The organism is Blautia sp. aa_0143, assembly GCF_004167315.1.
Taxonomy (GTDB): domain Bacteria; phylum Bacillota; class Clostridia; order Lachnospirales; family Lachnospiraceae; genus Blautia_A; species Blautia_A fusiformis.
Map to the genome: position 1 here is coordinate 99,104 of NZ_RCXU01000013.1, position 16,182 is coordinate 115,285.

Consider the following 16,182-nt stretch of genomic DNA (forward strand, 5'->3'; position numbering starts at 1 on the left):
TGCAATAACTGAAACTTCTGACCGGACTGTTGCATATGATGTAACAGCCCGGTCTTTTGCGAAAATACCTGCATAGACAGAAAGGACAGATAAATATGTGTGGAATTGTAGGATTTACAGGTAGACACCAGGCAGCTCCGATCCTTTTAGATGGGCTCTCCAAGCTGGAATACAGAGGATATGATTCCGCTGGAATCGCCGTACGTGACGGCGAGGGCGAGACGGAAGTGATCAAAGCCAAGGGAAGACTGAAAGTTCTGTCAGAAAAGACAAACGGCGGAGAGACTGTACCGGGAACCTGTGGTATCGGTCATACCAGATGGGCAACTCATGGTGAACCTTCTGAGAACAATGCACATCCGCATATGACAGACGACGGTAATATCGTAGCAGTCCACAACGGCATCATTGAGAACTATCAGGAACTGAAAAATAAGCTCGCCCGTAAAGGCTATACTTTCTATTCTGAGACCGATACCGAGGTAGCAGTCAAGCTGATCGATTATTATTACAAGAAATATGAGGGAACACCGGTGGATGCCATCACACATTCCATGGTACGTATCCGTGGTTCCTATGCCCTTGCGATCATGTTCAGGGATTATCCGGGTGAAATATATGTAGCCAGAAAAGACAGCCCCATGATCCTTGGAGTGGCAGAAGATGAATCCTTTATCGCTTCTGACGTACCGGCGATCCTGAAATACACCCGCAATGTATATTATATCGGCAATCTGGAGATGGCGCGTGTGAAAAAAGGCGAAGTCACCTTCTACAATCTTGATGGAGATGAGATCGAGAAAGAGCTGAAAACCATTGAATGGGATGCAGAAGCAGCGGAAAAAGCCGGATATGAGCATTTCATGATGAAAGAGATCCATGAACAGCCAAAGGCAGTACTGGATACGTTGAATTCCGTGCTCAAGGATGGAAAGATCGACCTCAGTGAAGTTGGCCTGGAAGAAGAAAGCATCCGGAACATCCAGCAGATCTATATCATAGCCTGCGGCTCCGCTTATCACGTAGGAATGGCAGCACAGTATGTGATCGAGGATCTTGCACAGATCCCGGTAAGGGTAGAGCTCGCTTCCGAATTCCGTTACCGAAAAATGGCCCTTAACACCAACAGCCTTGCAGTGATCATCAGCCAGTCCGGTGAAACAGCAGACAGTCTTGCAGCACTTCGTAAATGCAAGGAAAATGGTATTCGTACACTGGGAATCGTTAATGTAGTGGGATCTTCCATTGCACGTGAGGCTGATAATGTATTTTATACTCTGGCCGGACCGGAGATTTCTGTAGCTACTACCAAGGCGTACAGCACACAGCTGATCGCAGCTTATACACTGGCGATCCAGTTTGCAATGGTAAGAGGAACGATCACAGAAGAAGCCTACAGCAATTATATCAGTGAACTGCAGACACTTCCGGATAAGATCTGTAAGATCCTGGAAGATAAGGAACGTATCCAGTGGTTTGCCTCAAAACAGGCAAATGTAAAAGATGCTTTCTTTGTAGGAAGAGGAATTGATTACGCTATCAGCCTGGAGGGCAGTCTGAAGATGAAAGAGATCAGTTACATTCACTCTGAAGCCTATGCTGCCGGAGAGCTGAAACACGGAACGATCTCCCTGATCGAAGACGGGACTCTTGTGATCGGTGTGCTGACCCAGCCGGATCTCTACGAAAAAACAGTCAGCAATATGGTTGAGTGTAAGAGCCGCGGCGCCTACCTTATGGGCCTGACCACATTTGGTAATTACAATATCGAGGATACCGCAGACTTCACCGTCTACATCCCGAAAACAGACCCGCACTTTGCAACATCCCTGGCAGTGATCCCGCTTCAGCTTCTGGGCTACTACGTAAGCGTAGCCAAAGGACTGGATGTGGATAAACCACGAAATCTGGCGAAGAGCGTGACAGTGGAGTAAAAAATATATATGGACTATAGAGAAAGCCTCAGAGTATGTATATGCGAAAATACTCTGAGGCTTTTTTATAAAATCTTTACGCAAAAATAGTTTCATGGTATCATATAGACATATGATGCTGTGAAATTATTTTGCTTTTCAGGGGATATTAAGAAGGGGTGACGGGTACATGCTTATGCCGGTAGTGCCAGAGAGGAGATTGAACTGAAACCAGAGTGCCCGGACAGCCATAGAGCAGATAAAGGAGAAAAATTATCCGGAGTCTTTACAGAAATGTACAGGGAATATCCTGGCTTGTGGGGATCAATTATAACAAACCAATCAACAGTGGTAAGCTTTTGGAGCTGCTGTCACAGTACAAATAATAAGATAGGAAAAAATATATGAAGAATACAGTGGTGATCTTTAATGCCGGTATCGGTGCGCTGACTCTTGGTTTTCAAAATGCCGGTTATGAGATTTTGAAAGCATATGAGCCGGACAGAAAAGTGATAGAGATCTATCAGGAAAATATAAGTCAAAATGTAACTGCATGCAGCCTTTCTTCCATAGATCCTGCCACAGTTCCGGACAGTGATGTCTGGGCTTTTGATCTGACGCAGTCGAAAGCAGAAGAGGTGTTTTATAGTTTGACCCTGGTGCAAAGAAGACGACCGCCGGCCATTCTTTTTGTTATGAAAAAGCAATTATGGAAAGGGTTCATAAAGGAGCACATTTTTCAGCTGCAAGAATATGGATACCATATCACGCATAAAAATATCCAGAGTTCGGAGGTTACTGCATTTCCGCTGCGGGAAGAATTTGCATATATTGTTTCAAAAAGAGTGAATGCTTCGGATATGATCATGCCGGTGCAGGTCCATAAGAGTAGTATCCTGTTGGATGGCTGGGTGGAAATGAATCCACAGGATTCCTGGTATTACAGAATTGATTTTGCGAAAGAGAAGATTGATGCTTCGCATGCCGGTGACAGCGTTTTGTGTTGGGAAAAAGGCGGTTATCGGGAATCCGGGCAGGTTCGTCTGAATCTGATAAAAATGCCGCTGATCCGTATCCATGGCGTCTATCATAAGATCACACACAAAGAAATAGCCAGATTAAAGGGATTTCCGGAAGATTTTCCACGTTCTGTGCCAAACAAAAGCCGGATGTACAGAAGCCTGATATATGCGCCGAACATAAAAGTGACAGAACAGGTCGTTCGCAATCTCTGCGTAGAACCCTATATAAATTCAGAGGGTGATGTGCAGATGAAAAACTGGGAAAATATGGCCCGCTTTAAGCAGCTTTTTGAAAAATACCTTACATATAAAGGGGTTTCTTTCCAAAGCGATGAATGGGTCTTTATGACCAGAATGTACAGTGATTCCAAAGAAATCGCTACACTTAAACGGTTGCAGAGTTATAGCCGTCTGGTTGGAAAAGCAGTGTCAGATCAGAAAAAGGATCTGCCATTACAAAATATCTGTGTAGTGGCGAATCTGGTCTCTGATGAGACTAAGAGAAAGTACGAAGAGGCGAAGCTTGGATATGTCTGGGACATCCGAAATGTGCTGTGGCTCTTTGAGGACTATCCGGAACTGAAGAACGAACTGATCTCGATTCTGAATTATTCGGTGGAAAACATAGAACCGGAGAGACCGGAGCCTTTTATCTTTGAGGAAAGCAGCCAGATGGAGAATACGGATCCGGAATCGGTTGCTGACAGCTATATAGCGCAGTTAAAAGTGTTGGAGACCGGTAGTGCAGCTTTCAAGAAATATGAGGAACTTTGTGTTTCTATTCTGAAATATATCCTTGGAGAATATCTGACTTTGTGGGAGCAGCAGAAGACAACAGAGGAAGATCTGTATCGTTTTGACATGTGCTGTAAGATCAAAAACGGGGTGACACAGGATTTTTTTGACACGATCTGTAAGTATTTTTCTACGAAGTATATCGTGTTCGAGTTTAAAAACTATGAAAAGCCTATTACTCAGAGGGAAATTTACACTACAGAAAAATATCTGTACGAAAAGCTCTCCGTAAAGTTGCGATCATTATTTCCAGAAAAGGAGCGGATAAACATGCGAAAATGGCTGCACGGGGAAGTCTACGGGAAAGCGGGAAACTGATCATCTGCCTGTCCGATGAAGATTTGAAAGCGATGCTCCAGATAAAAAAAGAAGGGGAAAAAACAACGGGAGGGTATTTGGAAGATATTTTGGATGATATGCTGATGCGCCTGGAAAAATAGAAAATTTTGTGAAAAATCACTCAAAAATCCCCATTTCGAGGGCAGAGTTTTGGAAGATAATCCGCTGCCTTCGAATTTTTTTATTTTCGAAATAAATCTGTTGTTGTAATATGGAAATTGATGTGGCATAATAAATGGGAAAATGTTAAAAATAAGAAAAATCCAGATTAAGGAAATGTAAAGTCGCATTTTCAGGATAACATGGCTCCTGACAGGTTATGACAGGAAGCGAGTATGACAAAGGAGAAAATTATGGCAATTTTTTCAATGATCTTATCTTTGTTGTGTGGAGTATCATTATTTTTGTTTGGTATGTCCCTAATGGGCGATGGTCTGAAGCTGGCAGCAGGTAATAAGCTGGAAGCATTTCTTTATAAGATGACCAATACTCCGCTGAAGGGTGTCGCACTTGGTACTGGTGTTACCAGTGTGATCCAGTCGTCTTCTGCGACGACAGTTATGGTGATCGGTTTTGTAAACTCCGGTATGATGAAACTGAAACAGGCGATCGGTATCATCATGGGAGCCAATATCGGAACCAGTATTACTGGCTGGATCTTATGTCTTTCTTATATTGAAGGATCTAATGGAATCGCTAGTGTTCTTTCCACAGCAACTATTTCTGCTGTTGTGGCTGTAGTTGGTATTATTTTCCGTATGTTCTGTAAGCGTACCTTACATAAGAACGTGGGAAATATCATGCTTGGTTTTGCGATCCTGATGACAGGTATGCAGATGATGAGTGGTGCGGTATCTCCATTGCGTGAGAGTCCGATGTTCATCAAGATGCTGACTATGTTTTCCAATCCGATCGCAGGTATTCTCGTAGGTATCGCTTTTACTGCGGTACTCCAGAGTGCGTCTGCAACAGTCGGTGTGCTCCAGGCTCTTTCCGTAACCGGTATCCTGACATTTGCAAGTGCATTTCCGATCGTTCTTGGTATCGGTGTTGGTGCTGCATGTCCAGTTCTGATCTCAGCCATCGGAGCAAATAAGAACGGTAAAAGAACGGCTCTTGTATATCTGATCAATGACCTGTTTGGTCTGATTCTCTGGTCTGTGATCTTTTATACCGTGAATGCGTTTGTACATTTTACATTTATGGATATGACCATGACACCGGTAGCGATCGCACTTTTGAACACAGTTTTCCGTCTGGCAACGGTTATCGTGCTGTTTCCATTCATTCCAAAGATCGAGAAGCTGGTATGCTGGCTTGTGAAGGATGACAAAGAAGATCTGGAAGATGAGGCAGACTTTGATCTTCTGGAAGAGCGTCTTCTGAATTACCCGGCCCTTGCTATCGCACAGTGTCACCGTGTAATGAACGGAATGTCCAAGAAGCTCCGTAAGAATGTCAACAGAGCCATGAATCTTCTGAATGATTATCAGCAGGATAAGTATGATAAGGTTCAGCGAAAAGAGGATCTGATCGACAAGTATGAAAGTCGTCTAGGAGAGTATCTGATCCAGCTGACAAAGAGAGAGATGAATTCTGCACAGACAAGACAGACTTCACTGTATCTGCATACGATCAATGACTTTGAGCGTATCGGTGATCATGCTTCTTACATTGCTCATATGTCCAATGAAATGCATGATAACCATACGAATTTTTCACAGGAAGCCTGGGATGAGCTGAATGTTGTTATGGAGGCAGTTCGTGAGGATATCAATATAACCTGCAATGCTTTCATGAAAGATGATAAAGAAATGGCACAGAGAGTAGCACCTCTCGGAGCTGTGATCACAGGACTTTGTGATGTACTGAAGATGCGTCATGCAGAGCGACTGAGCCAGGGCAAATGCGGACTGGAAGAGGGAACGGTATTTAGTGATATCCTTAACAGTTTCTGTCGTATCGCAACTCACTGTGCAAGTGCTATGGTGGCACTTATGAAGAGCGGAGAGACAGGATCTGATCTTCATATTCACGATTCCAAGATCTATCCCACAAACAGTGCGGACTACTACCAGTATTTCAAGGAATACGGACAGAAATATGATATTGGAAATCAGGAAGGCCATATGCTCAGTATGGAGCCGGAAGAGGTAGAATAAGAAATGAAAAAGAAGGGGCTGATTATTGACAGCCTCTTCTTTTTTATTTCTACCACGGGTATTTTCCCTTTTTGGCATAAGGTAGAAGTTTACCATCGAATTTGATGATGACACGATGATTTCCTTCTGCATCTTCGGTTACATCTACATCCAGTCCGAAATCGATTGCGCTCATGATTGCGTTTCCGCCCTGTTCGTGAATGATGTCTTTGATAGCAGGACCGTAGGTATCAATGACAGCCTTACTACGGTGCGGAAACTAAAGGAAAAGGGCGTGGAGGTGTACTTCCAGAAAGAAAACATTTACACCCTTGACTCCAAGGGGGAACTGCTGATCACCATCATGTCCTCCCTGGCGCAGGAAGAATCCCGGTCCATTTCAGAGAATGTGACCTGGGGACAAAGAAAACGGTTTGCAGACGGCAAGGTAAGCATCGCCTACAGTTCTTTCCTCGGCTACCAGAAAGGGGAGGACGGGCAGATGGAGATCGTGCCGGAGGAGGCAGAAATTGTAAGGCTTATTTACCGGATGTTCATGCAGGGAAAGACGCCTTACGCCATTGCCAAGTACCTGATGGAAAAGAAGATCCCCACACCGACCGGGAAACAGCGGTGGCAGCACCGGACGATTGAGAACATACTGACCAATGAAAAGTACAAGGGCGATGCCAGGCTCCAGAAGTGCTATACGGTGGACTTCCTTTCCAAGAAGCGGAAGGTGAATGAGGGCGAGGTTCCGCAGTATTATGTGGAAGGCAGCCATGACGCCATCATCGCACCTGCAGAGTGGCAGATGGTACAGCTGGAGATGGAACGCAGGAGGAATATGGGGCGGAGCCATAACTGCTGCGGGCCGTTTTCTGCAAAGCTGAAATGCGGGGACTGCGGGGAATTCTTTGGTTCCAAGGTCTGGCATTCCAACAGCAAGTATAAACGCACTATCTGGCAGTGCAATGCCAAATTTAAGGGCGAGAGCAAGTGTACCACCCCGCATTTGTATGAACAACGGATACAGGAATTATTTCTGGAGGCGTTAGGGCGGTTACTGGAAAACCGGGAGACGATTATCGATGACTGCCGGGCGGTGATGGATGTGCTTGGGGATTGCAGTTCCATTGAAAAAGAGCTGGAAACGGTCAGCGGCGAGATGGAGGTAGTCACCGGGCTGATCCAGAAGCTGGTGGTGGAGAACGCAACCCGGAAACTGGACCAGAACGATTACCGAAGGAAGTATGAGGGATATGTCAATAAGTATGCGGCATTGGAGAGCCGGATGGATAGTTTGAAGAAAGACCGGGAGAGCCGGGAAATCAAGTTTGATATTTTCAGCGGGTTCCTGTTTGAACTGAGTGAGCTGGAGGAGTTACCGCTGGAGTTTGATGTGAAGCTATTCCACAGCCTGGTGGATTATGCGACGGTGTACCACGATGGAAGGATAGTGTTCCGGTTCAGGAACGGTACGGAGATTGAGACAATAATATAGAAAGAGACGGATGCCCCGGAATTCAGTGTGGAGATGCTGGTTCCGGGGCTTATTTTATTTGCAATAAAAATAACCGAGACTATGAAGTTTTTCTGTAAATAAAGATTTAAAAGGTCTTCTATGATACTATAAAAAATACTGTAAAGGCATAGAATCATGCAGTCAAATAAGACTGCTTTATTTGCTATACGAAAAAATGGTTGAAAGCAGAAATTCTTGCTCTCAACCATTTGAAATTTCATACGGGAGTCTATTGCAATGTCCTTAACTTATTGACATTGATTTCCCGACAGCCCCTTCTTTTTGAAGCTAATGTTTTTAGCAGAAATCTTTTTTAGAACCTTGTTGATTTTCGTGGCTTTAGTTTTTGAATACCAAAGTGCAGTGGAGTGACGTCGCAGTAGAGCCTCAAGATATAGGATATCTATTTCTTCAAAAGAATCTTCGAAACTATCAAGAAACTTTTCATTGATGTAGGCACAATCCCGTACAGTCAAACGTTTTGGTATTCTAGGAAGGCTGTCAATAGTCGGATATTTCTCAAGGAAGTAGTCAAGGGCAGATGAATCATACTCTTTTTGCTTTTCTTTTAGTTGGCTGTAACCATAATCGTCTATCGAAATGACCGCTTCGTTCATCATTAAATTTGAGATCATTACTTTATAAGCTTTCGAATCAAATTCGATTGGTCTACGGCTAAGAACCATACGTAATGAACAAGGACGATGTTTTTCTTCATCTTGATGATGAGATAAAGTTAAAACGGAAGCCATAAGGTATTGCAGTCTCATTTCAGCAGAAGGTTTGGACATTATCATGTACATGATATCACCATTTCTCTGGTTCGTTAAGGAACAGAAGATGGAAGTGTTATCGACCGGAGAAGAGACACTGCCTTCATAGCATAGTATTCTATGCTTGGAAGGATTTGTCATGTATTTTAGTACTGCATAGTATTCGCCATTTTTGGATTCAATATTTACTATACCACAATAAATATGGTCTGGTAAGTAAAGGTCAAATAGCTCAGCCAACTCCGGACTTTCCGGTACATGGTTTGGATTCTTTTTTAGGGTCTTTTCTCTCTGGTTTTTTATTTCAGAGTCGCTACTTGGAAAATAAAAGTACCATTTCCCTCTAATCGGTTCTAGGATAGAATTTTTAGAGACTGAGGAGCTGGTAGAGTCCTTCGTATTAGCTGGTTTTGACACTTTTTTCCCACTGTTAATATCATAAAATATCGCTGGATAAAGGATTTCATCAAAATTTCCTCTGAGTAAATTTGTCAATTTTTCAAAGTCATCACGCCATAATTTTTTTTCAACATCTTCCTTATATTCATATAAAAAAAGAATTGACGAAAGAGGAATGTCAATTATCTCACAAATGCGATTAATATGTTCAGCTGTGATCCGACGATTGTCTTTGGTAACGCCATGATGTAGCATTTTTGAAAATGTGGCCAAGTCGGTCCCCATCTGCATAGCGATATCCCCCATCGTTATTTTATGAGTTCTTCTTGTATAAAGTTTCACAAACCAACGTAAAGGAACAAGATAAGCGTTATATCTTGCATCTTTATTCACTTCATCCAGTTGGTAGGCGAAAATTTGTGTGAACGATTTTTTCAGCACATCTTTTTCAATCTTGTTATCCATAACGGCTCCCCCTTCCTATTATAGTTATAGTATATTCCAACTTTGTCAAAAACTCAATGAAAACAAATACTATTATGTCAAAAACGCAATTTTCAAAGCAGTTTGTGATTTTGACTTGTTATTGTTAAAAATGCTTAAAAATGGTAGGATATTGGTATGAAAATAATGTGAATAGTATGAATGTTAGTGCTCGGAAAGGGGGGCAGATATGAGCAACTAATGTTTGTAACAGCAAATGGTATTACACCGATTTGACGAGAGGAGAAAACAATGGCAGAAAAGAACGAGATTATGAACATCATGGATTATGAAGTTGTTGATACCAGATCTAATGACATTCAGATTTCTGGTACTGAGATTGCTACTCAGCTTGTTGCTGTAATTCCTAACGCAGTTGCAGCACCATTTCAGAGATATCATGAAGTGGAGGTAAAAAAAGAGGTGGCGCTCAAAACATTGGAGTACCGCGCAAAAGAGTTGGAGCATCGTACAATGGATCGTGACAAACTTTGCGATACTATGGTTGAGCTTGCCAAGAATAAGGCACTTGATAAAGAGATGTTCCAGATGTTTATGGTTGCATACGCAAATCCCAATATTTAAATGGAGGTAGCTATATGGAATTTGGCTTGACAACTGGACGGCGTGTAAAGAAGGCTGAATCCAATCTGGCATCATACCAGAAGGCCTTGAAACAACATGAGAACAAAAAAGTGTTTGAGACTATGATGTCTCTTGCACAGTTCGGTGAATTGACACCAGAGAGATATGCCTTCTTTATGTCCGTGGTATCAAATCAAGAAAAAGGAGAGAACAAGGTTGAAGAATACATCCTTAATCGATCCTTCAAGATGCGGGATCGTAAAGAATAATCAGGGAGCGTATGTTTCAAAGAATGAAGCATATGCATTAGCACAGACAGTTAAAGATATGTTTGTTGCTAATGGAATTGAGTACGAAGTGCAGCAGGCTGTATGCAAGGAAAGATCACCAGAGGCTTCCGTAAAGGTTGGACCGACTGGCATTAAATTTAAGCTGGGACTCACTTGGAAGACCACTACAGTTACCAAGCTCACTCCGAGAGGGGGGATCTTTGATGATTAGTAGCGAAAGGTATTCTGTTGGAAGTGAGGATGGTAGAAGCATTTCTTTCCAGAAGGAAGAAGGTGCTTTTGTAGGTCTTGACGTTACAATAAAGTTTAAGTACGTGATTGTAGTAATTATTTGTGCTGTAGCAATCATGGGTGGAACAAGCTATTATAGTAGTGTATATCCAGAGCAGAACGTAGCTGAGGTACAGGATACAGTTACTCAGAATGAAATGCAATCCCCAGTCGATGATGAAGGCTTTGTATTTGCTAAGAGTAGCAGCGAAGTGCTTTCGGAAGAAATGGTGTTGGCTCTGAGCAATGACGAGACAGTAGGATTTCAGAGGCTTTTAAGAATGTCTATCAATGAAATCTATGCAAGACATGGTCAGATGTTTAATGCTGGAGAGGTAAATGACATACATTACCAGAAATATAACTGGTACAGAGAAACTAATAAACACGTCGTTGAGTGGGACGAATTTAACGATATTGAAAAAGCAAATCTGAGATTCTTAATCTCGATTGAAGAAGAGTATGGATACAGATAAAATAGAACAGCATGAGTGAGAGGAAGCTATCGCGGTGTGGACAGCTTCTTCTTTTTTTGTGTGTAATATATAGAGAAAATGATGAAAATTATAGATATGGAGAGATGTTTATGAGGTAAGGGAAGACTTCATGTATGTGATTATTAATGGCTGTCTCATTCAAAGACACTCCAGTATCTGTTGGGTCATTCTGTCATCAGTGTAACGATGAATACTTATATGCATCTGGGATACGGTCCATTGAGGAGCGTATTCTTTTTTTGTAGAGATAAAATGTTCTGGACAACTGCGGTTTTGTGGAAAATAATCAAAGTGCTGAGGTATCTGAGTGAAATGATCAGGTACTTTCTAGCAAGAAAAAAAGAATTATTTTTTTGTTCCATACTTGACAGGTCCACACGTCTGTCGCCACACTTGTTGCAACAACATGGCAAAATCAGGCATGAATCCGAAGGCGCCTCAGTATTTGATGGGGCATTCAGACATCGAGGTGATGCTCAACGCCTATACCCATCTTGGTTTGGAGGATGCGGCGGATGAACTGAGCAGGCCAAGAGAATGTGCCCCTGCCACACAGAAAATGTTCCGGGCAATTTAATATGAAAGAAACACATTGGCGCACTGCTTCAGCAGAGCGTTTTGGGGTGTGAAGGAAAACGAATAGCGATTAAATGGCAGAAAGACATTATATAGTAATGGCCTGTGAACTGTGGTATAATCGTGTAGTATATGATAATTCCCCAAAATTAATTTACAAATTAGATAGGACGGATACGATACTATTAAGGAGATTGAAAATTGGAAGAAAAAAATGAATTTAATCAACTTAGCTTTTTGACATCACAAGATTTTACATTTGGAAATGCTCCACTATATTTTGAGAATATCCCAGATGAATTAAAAAAATCAGAAGATATAAAGAAAATTGTGAATTATAATAATCGTAATAAAGGAATTATAACGAATGATTTTTTAATATGGGCGTTGGAAACAGGCATTTCATATGATGTAATAAGTTGGTTTATTAAAGACTTTTCCGGGCAAAGCGATCAAGAATTGCTTTGGATAATAGATTCTTTTTTTAAGTGCTATACGATTTATCTGGATGAAAGCAATAACTGTGTAAAATTTCGTTTCAAGGATATTAAAGGAAATACAAATGTAAAATGGTACAATGATTTTGTTTTATCAGGAATAGCCTTTGAGGGTGATTCTGACCCGATTAGAATAGAAGAACTTTTTCGTAAATTTGAACTTCAAAAAAATATTACGGATGTAAAGCTAAAGCATATCGCAAATTATAATGGAGAGGATAGTGAACGCTTTGTTGATATATTAAAATCAGACAAGGTTTCGATTTTATTGGAAACTTTACTTCAGTCTAATCGGGTTTATATTCATTGGGCAACACAAAATCTTCTTTATTATTCTTTAGTAGACATTGTGGATTCAGTTTTAGAATTGCCGTTTATACATGATGAAGTTAAAAATATATTATATAATTATGCTGTAAATGACCAAGAAGGATTACTTAGTTTGCTGGCTCAGTATGATTACCCCAATATAAAAGAAGATAAAATATCGAGTTTTTGTGAACAACTTATCTGTTGGATTGAATCATTAACTCCTCAAAGTATAGAAGAAGATTTTGCGCTTGAATTGCTGCGACAAGGAACAAAAACATCGCGCAGAATAAATCATTTGTTATTTTTAGAAGATAATACAGATAAATTACTTATTGAAAATTTTGTTCCCATATATGCAATGAGGGCAGTTGCTTTTCCAAATTCTAATATTCATTTTGATAAATGCGGAATAGTAGAGAGCAATATTCAAACATACATAGATACATATTGCGTTAATAAGGCCCCTAATTATGATTTTTTAAATTCTAAAAATAGTAGATGGATACAATTATCTGATATGGTTTCAGGAATTAACGGTGCACTTATGGCATATGTTAACCTTCATGATATTAGAAGTATTCGTGAAAGGCTTAGATATTTTGATGAAACTCAAAATCGAAATTTAGTAATGTTTATGAAGTTAAGAAAAATAAGTAGTAGAAAAAATAAGTATTTTGATAATATGAGCAAGAATTTACAGCAGATAGAACGTATACAATTTTTGATGGAGTATTGTAATTTATAAATTATGATGATTTAGATTTATCGGTTGGAAAGGAGGATAGGATGTCTACGTTATTTGTAATAGGAAATGGATTTGATAGAGCACATGGGTTGAAGACATCGTATTGGGATTTTAGAAAGTATCTCGAAAAATATGCAGAAGATTTTCTCGTACAGATGGAGAATTTGTATAGTATTGCTCCTTTTGAAAGGCTGGATAAGCGATTCAAAAAGAATAAAAACATTCAAAATCGCCGGGATGACGCTATATATAAAACACTGTGGAAAAATTTTGAATATGGGCTTGGCGAAGCGAATGAAGCAGAGATGTTGGACTTTTCTAAATCAATAGTAGATGATTTGGACTTAGATGGAGGTCCGGTTGGAATAAAAGACACAATGGATGATTATTGGGAAGAACAATATAGATTTATTGAGGGACTTAATGAATATGTAGGCAAATGGATTAGGCAGGTACGTTTATTCAAAGCAGCGCCAATGAAGGCTACTTTTATTGATAACTCCGAGGATTATTTTTTTACATTTAATTATACCAGCGTATTGGAACGTATATATCGTGTACCGTCTAACCATATATTACATATTCATGGCGGATTATATCCATATTGTGATGAACCTCCAATTCTGGGACATGGAAATGTGAAGAAAATAGAAGAATATCGTGAGAAAGCTGAAAGGGCTGCTGAAGAATATGACGAAGGAAAAGAAAGTATATACAATGCAGTTGCGAACTATTATGAGCGAACTTTTAAGAATACAAATGAATGTATGGCCTTCAGAGGAAAATTTTTTCGGCAACTAACGGGAGTTAATAATGTTGAAATTATTGGACATTCTTTCGGAGAGGTAGATATGCCATATTTTACATATTTGAAATGCTGTATTTCAAAGAATGCAAAGTGGAAATTTTATTATCACAGTTCGGAAGATTATAACGCTGCAAAAAAAGCGGTTAATGAATTGGAACTGGACATAAGGGATTATGAAATACTGCTCTCAGACTGTTTTTGGCAATAAAGTGATGGTATATTTAGATGGGAGCTAAAATGAATGATGATTTAGAATGTTTTTCAATAGTACAACAGACCTATTATCAGACTGCTTTTCAGGAGATAAAGTCCGGGCAGAAAAGAAACTGCTGGAGATGGTTTGTTTTTCCACACAAAGTAGGGCATGGATACAGTGAGATTGTTTAGTATTATGTTATTAAGAATATGGAAGATTATACTCTAAGTAGTAATTCCGGAGGTTTTGCTGGAGGTAAAGTTTGAGTATAAGAGGATTTATAATATGGTTGATAGAAAAGAATTTGCTGAATTATTATATGGAACAATAATCAATAGTACAAATTCAAAGGAAAATGCGTTTGAAAAATTGAGTAAAATACGTGGCTGGCTTTTAGCAAATACTCCCAAAAGATTGTTCCGGTTTAGAAGATGTAATGAATATTCAATAGAAGCATTGAAAGAAGATCAAATCTGGGGGACCAGTATTTGGGAGTTTAACGATCCATATGAATGTGTGCCTTGTTACAATTTTGAAACGCTTTGGGGAAAAATTACCCAGTCATTGGAAAGCCAGAAATTTTTTCAATTAATTAACGTTTTAAAAGAAGGGGGGATTCTGCCAGAGATTAAAAGGGCATATCCATCAATAGATATAGAACAGATGATTAAAAATATTCCAGATGTTATTGATGAAAAGGATGTGAAAGAAAAATTAGATATATTAAAAAAATATTTGAGTATATTTATAGGGACCAGTTTTGAGGAAATGGTACATAGGTTTTATATTGGCATTCAGGCAGAAGAAGCACAAAAGCAAATAGCATGTTTCTCAGAACAAAATAATTCAACGCTTATGTGGGGGCATTATGCAGATAGCCATAAGGGTTTTTGTTTAGAATATGATTTTCAGTCAATACTTAAGGAGTGTACCCAAAATTGTATAGATATTAGATGCTGTAATAATTTTATGTTGAATTATTCACTTGCACCAATTATTTATACGAAAGAGCGTTTTGACGCAACGGCTTATTTTTCAACTGTGATGCAAGCATTATTATATGAGAAAAATCAAATTCCTATGGATCTATATTATGAGGATATATTAATTGTATCGAAATGTATGCTTACAAAATCAATAGATTGGGAGTATGAAAATGAATGGAGATTATTTACACCCAATTTTAATGATGAGTATAAACCATATAGAAAAATTGCGTCTCTTAGACCAGTAGCGTTGTATATGGGAGCAAAAATAACTAAGGAAAATGAGAGTGTACTATATGAGGTTTGCAAGAATAAAGGAATTAAATGTTTTAAAATGCTTCAAGATTTTCATGGAAAAGAGTTTATAGTACGTGCTGAACCTTATGAGAAAATCATTGATGTAGTAAATAGCAATTTTCACGATAAATGAGTTCTATGTTTACAGTGAGGAATATTTACCACTCTAAAATTTAACGGTAGGGTGCATTTTCAACTCCAAGGGTGCAAATTTAACGATTCCTACTCAAAAAACGATAGTATCGTTAAATTTTTGCCTTCCTACTCACGAAAAAGGTACAATCCCTACTCGAAAAACGATAACCGCACCTACGAGGATGCATCCAGCATTACAGAAAACGCCCTAACCATGGGCGTTTTCGTATACTCAAAAAACGATAGCTCCGATTTTTAAATTGTATCAATTTGATTACGCAATATGAGATGAGTATAGTTCAGAGAACAAAATATGTCACTCCTCTATTTTTCATTACTTTTTGTAAAAATCATATAATTGCTGATAATTAGTAATAGGAGTTATCAAAATACAGATTTCATGATATGATAAACCTATCAGATAGCGTGAGACATATAATGGGGATATGTATCTCGCAGCAAGAAAAGGGAGGTTTTTATTATGGGTGAAAGTATGATCACATCGTTTGACGGAACGAAACTGCAAATTCTGCTCGAACGGTACGCCTATTCTGAAATTAGCGGTACATCCATTCTGATTTAGCGGTATGCGTTTTCT

At 39.6% G+C, this 16,182-nt stretch carries 14 protein-coding genes and 1 pseudogene; 13 read left to right on the forward strand and 2 right to left on the reverse strand.

What is annotated here, in order from left to right:
- Positions 1–95: 95 nt before the first annotated feature.
- The 3 genes from glmS (at position 96) to EAI83_RS08420 (ending at position 6,231) form a co-directional block, all read left to right on the forward strand.
- A complete protein-coding gene (glmS, locus tag EAI83_RS08410) occupies positions 96–1,934 on the forward strand; it encodes a glutamine--fructose-6-phosphate transaminase (isomerizing) (RefSeq protein ID WP_015525228.1) in 1,839 nt (612 codons plus the stop codon).
- Between the two features lie 383 nt (positions 1,935–2,317).
- Positions 2,318–4,048 carry a DNA cytosine methyltransferase gene (locus tag EAI83_RS08415; RefSeq protein WP_129975066.1) on the forward strand — a complete coding sequence of 577 codons (1,731 nt, stop codon included), beginning with the start codon at positions 2,318–2,320 and terminating at the stop codon, positions 4,046–4,048.
- Between the two features lie 374 nt (positions 4,049–4,422).
- Complete coding sequence (locus tag EAI83_RS08420; protein WP_118608070.1) at positions 4,423–6,231, forward strand: Na/Pi cotransporter family protein; 1,809 nt, start codon at positions 4,423–4,425, stop codon at positions 6,229–6,231.
- Positions 6,232–6,280: 49 nt separating this feature from the next.
- Here EAI83_RS08420 and EAI83_RS08425 read toward each other — a convergent pair whose 3' ends face one another.
- A complete protein-coding gene (locus EAI83_RS08425) occupies positions 6,281–6,466 on the reverse strand; it encodes a cyanase (protein ID WP_330490083.1) in 186 nt (61 codons plus the stop codon).
- On the opposite strand from EAI83_RS08425, the gene EAI83_RS08430 reads away from it, so the two are divergent.
- The gene (locus EAI83_RS08430) at positions 6,428–7,714 is read left to right on the forward strand and encodes a recombinase family protein (RefSeq protein WP_161206352.1); all 1,287 of its coding nucleotides are present in this window, start codon (positions 6,428–6,430) and stop codon (positions 7,712–7,714) included. The two genes, EAI83_RS08425 and EAI83_RS08430, sit on opposite strands and share 39 nt — an antisense overlap.
- Before the next feature lie 269 nt (positions 7,715–7,983).
- Here EAI83_RS08430 and EAI83_RS08435 read toward each other — a convergent pair whose 3' ends face one another.
- A complete protein-coding gene (locus tag EAI83_RS08435) occupies positions 7,984–9,372 on the reverse strand; it encodes a helix-turn-helix domain-containing protein (RefSeq protein WP_129975070.1) in 1,389 nt (462 codons plus the stop codon).
- Positions 9,373–9,642: 270 nt separating this feature from the next.
- On the opposite strand from EAI83_RS08435, the gene EAI83_RS08440 reads away from it, so the two are divergent.
- The 9 genes and pseudogenes from EAI83_RS08440 to EAI83_RS08480 all read left to right on the forward strand — a co-directional run bounded on the left by EAI83_RS08440 (position 9,643) and on the right by EAI83_RS08480 (position 15,582).
- A complete protein-coding gene (locus EAI83_RS08440; protein WP_129975072.1) occupies positions 9,643–9,975 on the forward strand; it encodes a hypothetical protein in 333 nt (110 codons plus the stop codon).
- A gap of 14 nt (positions 9,976–9,989) precedes the next feature.
- Positions 9,990–10,244 carry a hypothetical protein gene (locus EAI83_RS08445; protein ID WP_129975074.1) on the forward strand — a complete coding sequence of 85 codons (255 nt, stop codon included), beginning with the start codon at positions 9,990–9,992 and terminating at the stop codon, positions 10,242–10,244.
- Positions 10,192–10,476 (forward strand): hypothetical protein, encoded by a 285-nt coding sequence (locus EAI83_RS08450; protein WP_129975076.1) that lies wholly within the window; start codon positions 10,192–10,194, stop codon positions 10,474–10,476. The genes EAI83_RS08445 and EAI83_RS08450 overlap by 53 nt, the downstream gene beginning before the upstream one ends.
- Positions 10,469–11,011: a YARHG domain-containing protein gene (locus EAI83_RS08455; RefSeq protein WP_129975078.1), complete on the forward strand. Its 543-nt coding sequence runs from the start codon at positions 10,469–10,471 to the stop codon at positions 11,009–11,011. Before EAI83_RS08450 ends, EAI83_RS08455 begins: the two co-directional genes overlap by 8 nt.
- Positions 11,012–11,387: 376 nt before the next feature.
- A pseudogene (locus EAI83_RS08460) lies at positions 11,388–11,609 on the forward strand (tyrosine-type recombinase/integrase); the annotation flags it as partial.
- A gap of 200 nt (positions 11,610–11,809) precedes the next feature.
- Positions 11,810–13,162, forward strand: a complete 1,353-nt coding sequence (locus EAI83_RS08465) for a DUF3800 domain-containing protein (protein WP_129975080.1) — start codon at positions 11,810–11,812, stop codon at positions 13,160–13,162.
- 41 nt (positions 13,163–13,203) lie between these two features.
- Complete coding sequence (locus EAI83_RS08470) at positions 13,204–14,178, forward strand: bacteriophage abortive infection AbiH family protein (RefSeq protein ID WP_129975082.1); 975 nt, start codon at positions 13,204–13,206, stop codon at positions 14,176–14,178.
- A gap of 29 nt (positions 14,179–14,207) precedes the next feature.
- Entirely contained in the window at positions 14,208–14,357 is a 150-nt protein-coding gene (locus EAI83_RS18015; RefSeq protein WP_161206353.1) for a DUF1810 family protein, read from the forward strand.
- A gap of 94 nt (positions 14,358–14,451) precedes the next feature.
- The gene (locus EAI83_RS08480) at positions 14,452–15,582 is read left to right on the forward strand and encodes a DUF2971 domain-containing protein (protein WP_118514559.1); all 1,131 of its coding nucleotides are present in this window, start codon (positions 14,452–14,454) and stop codon (positions 15,580–15,582) included.
- Positions 15,583–16,182: the final 600 nt, after the last annotated feature.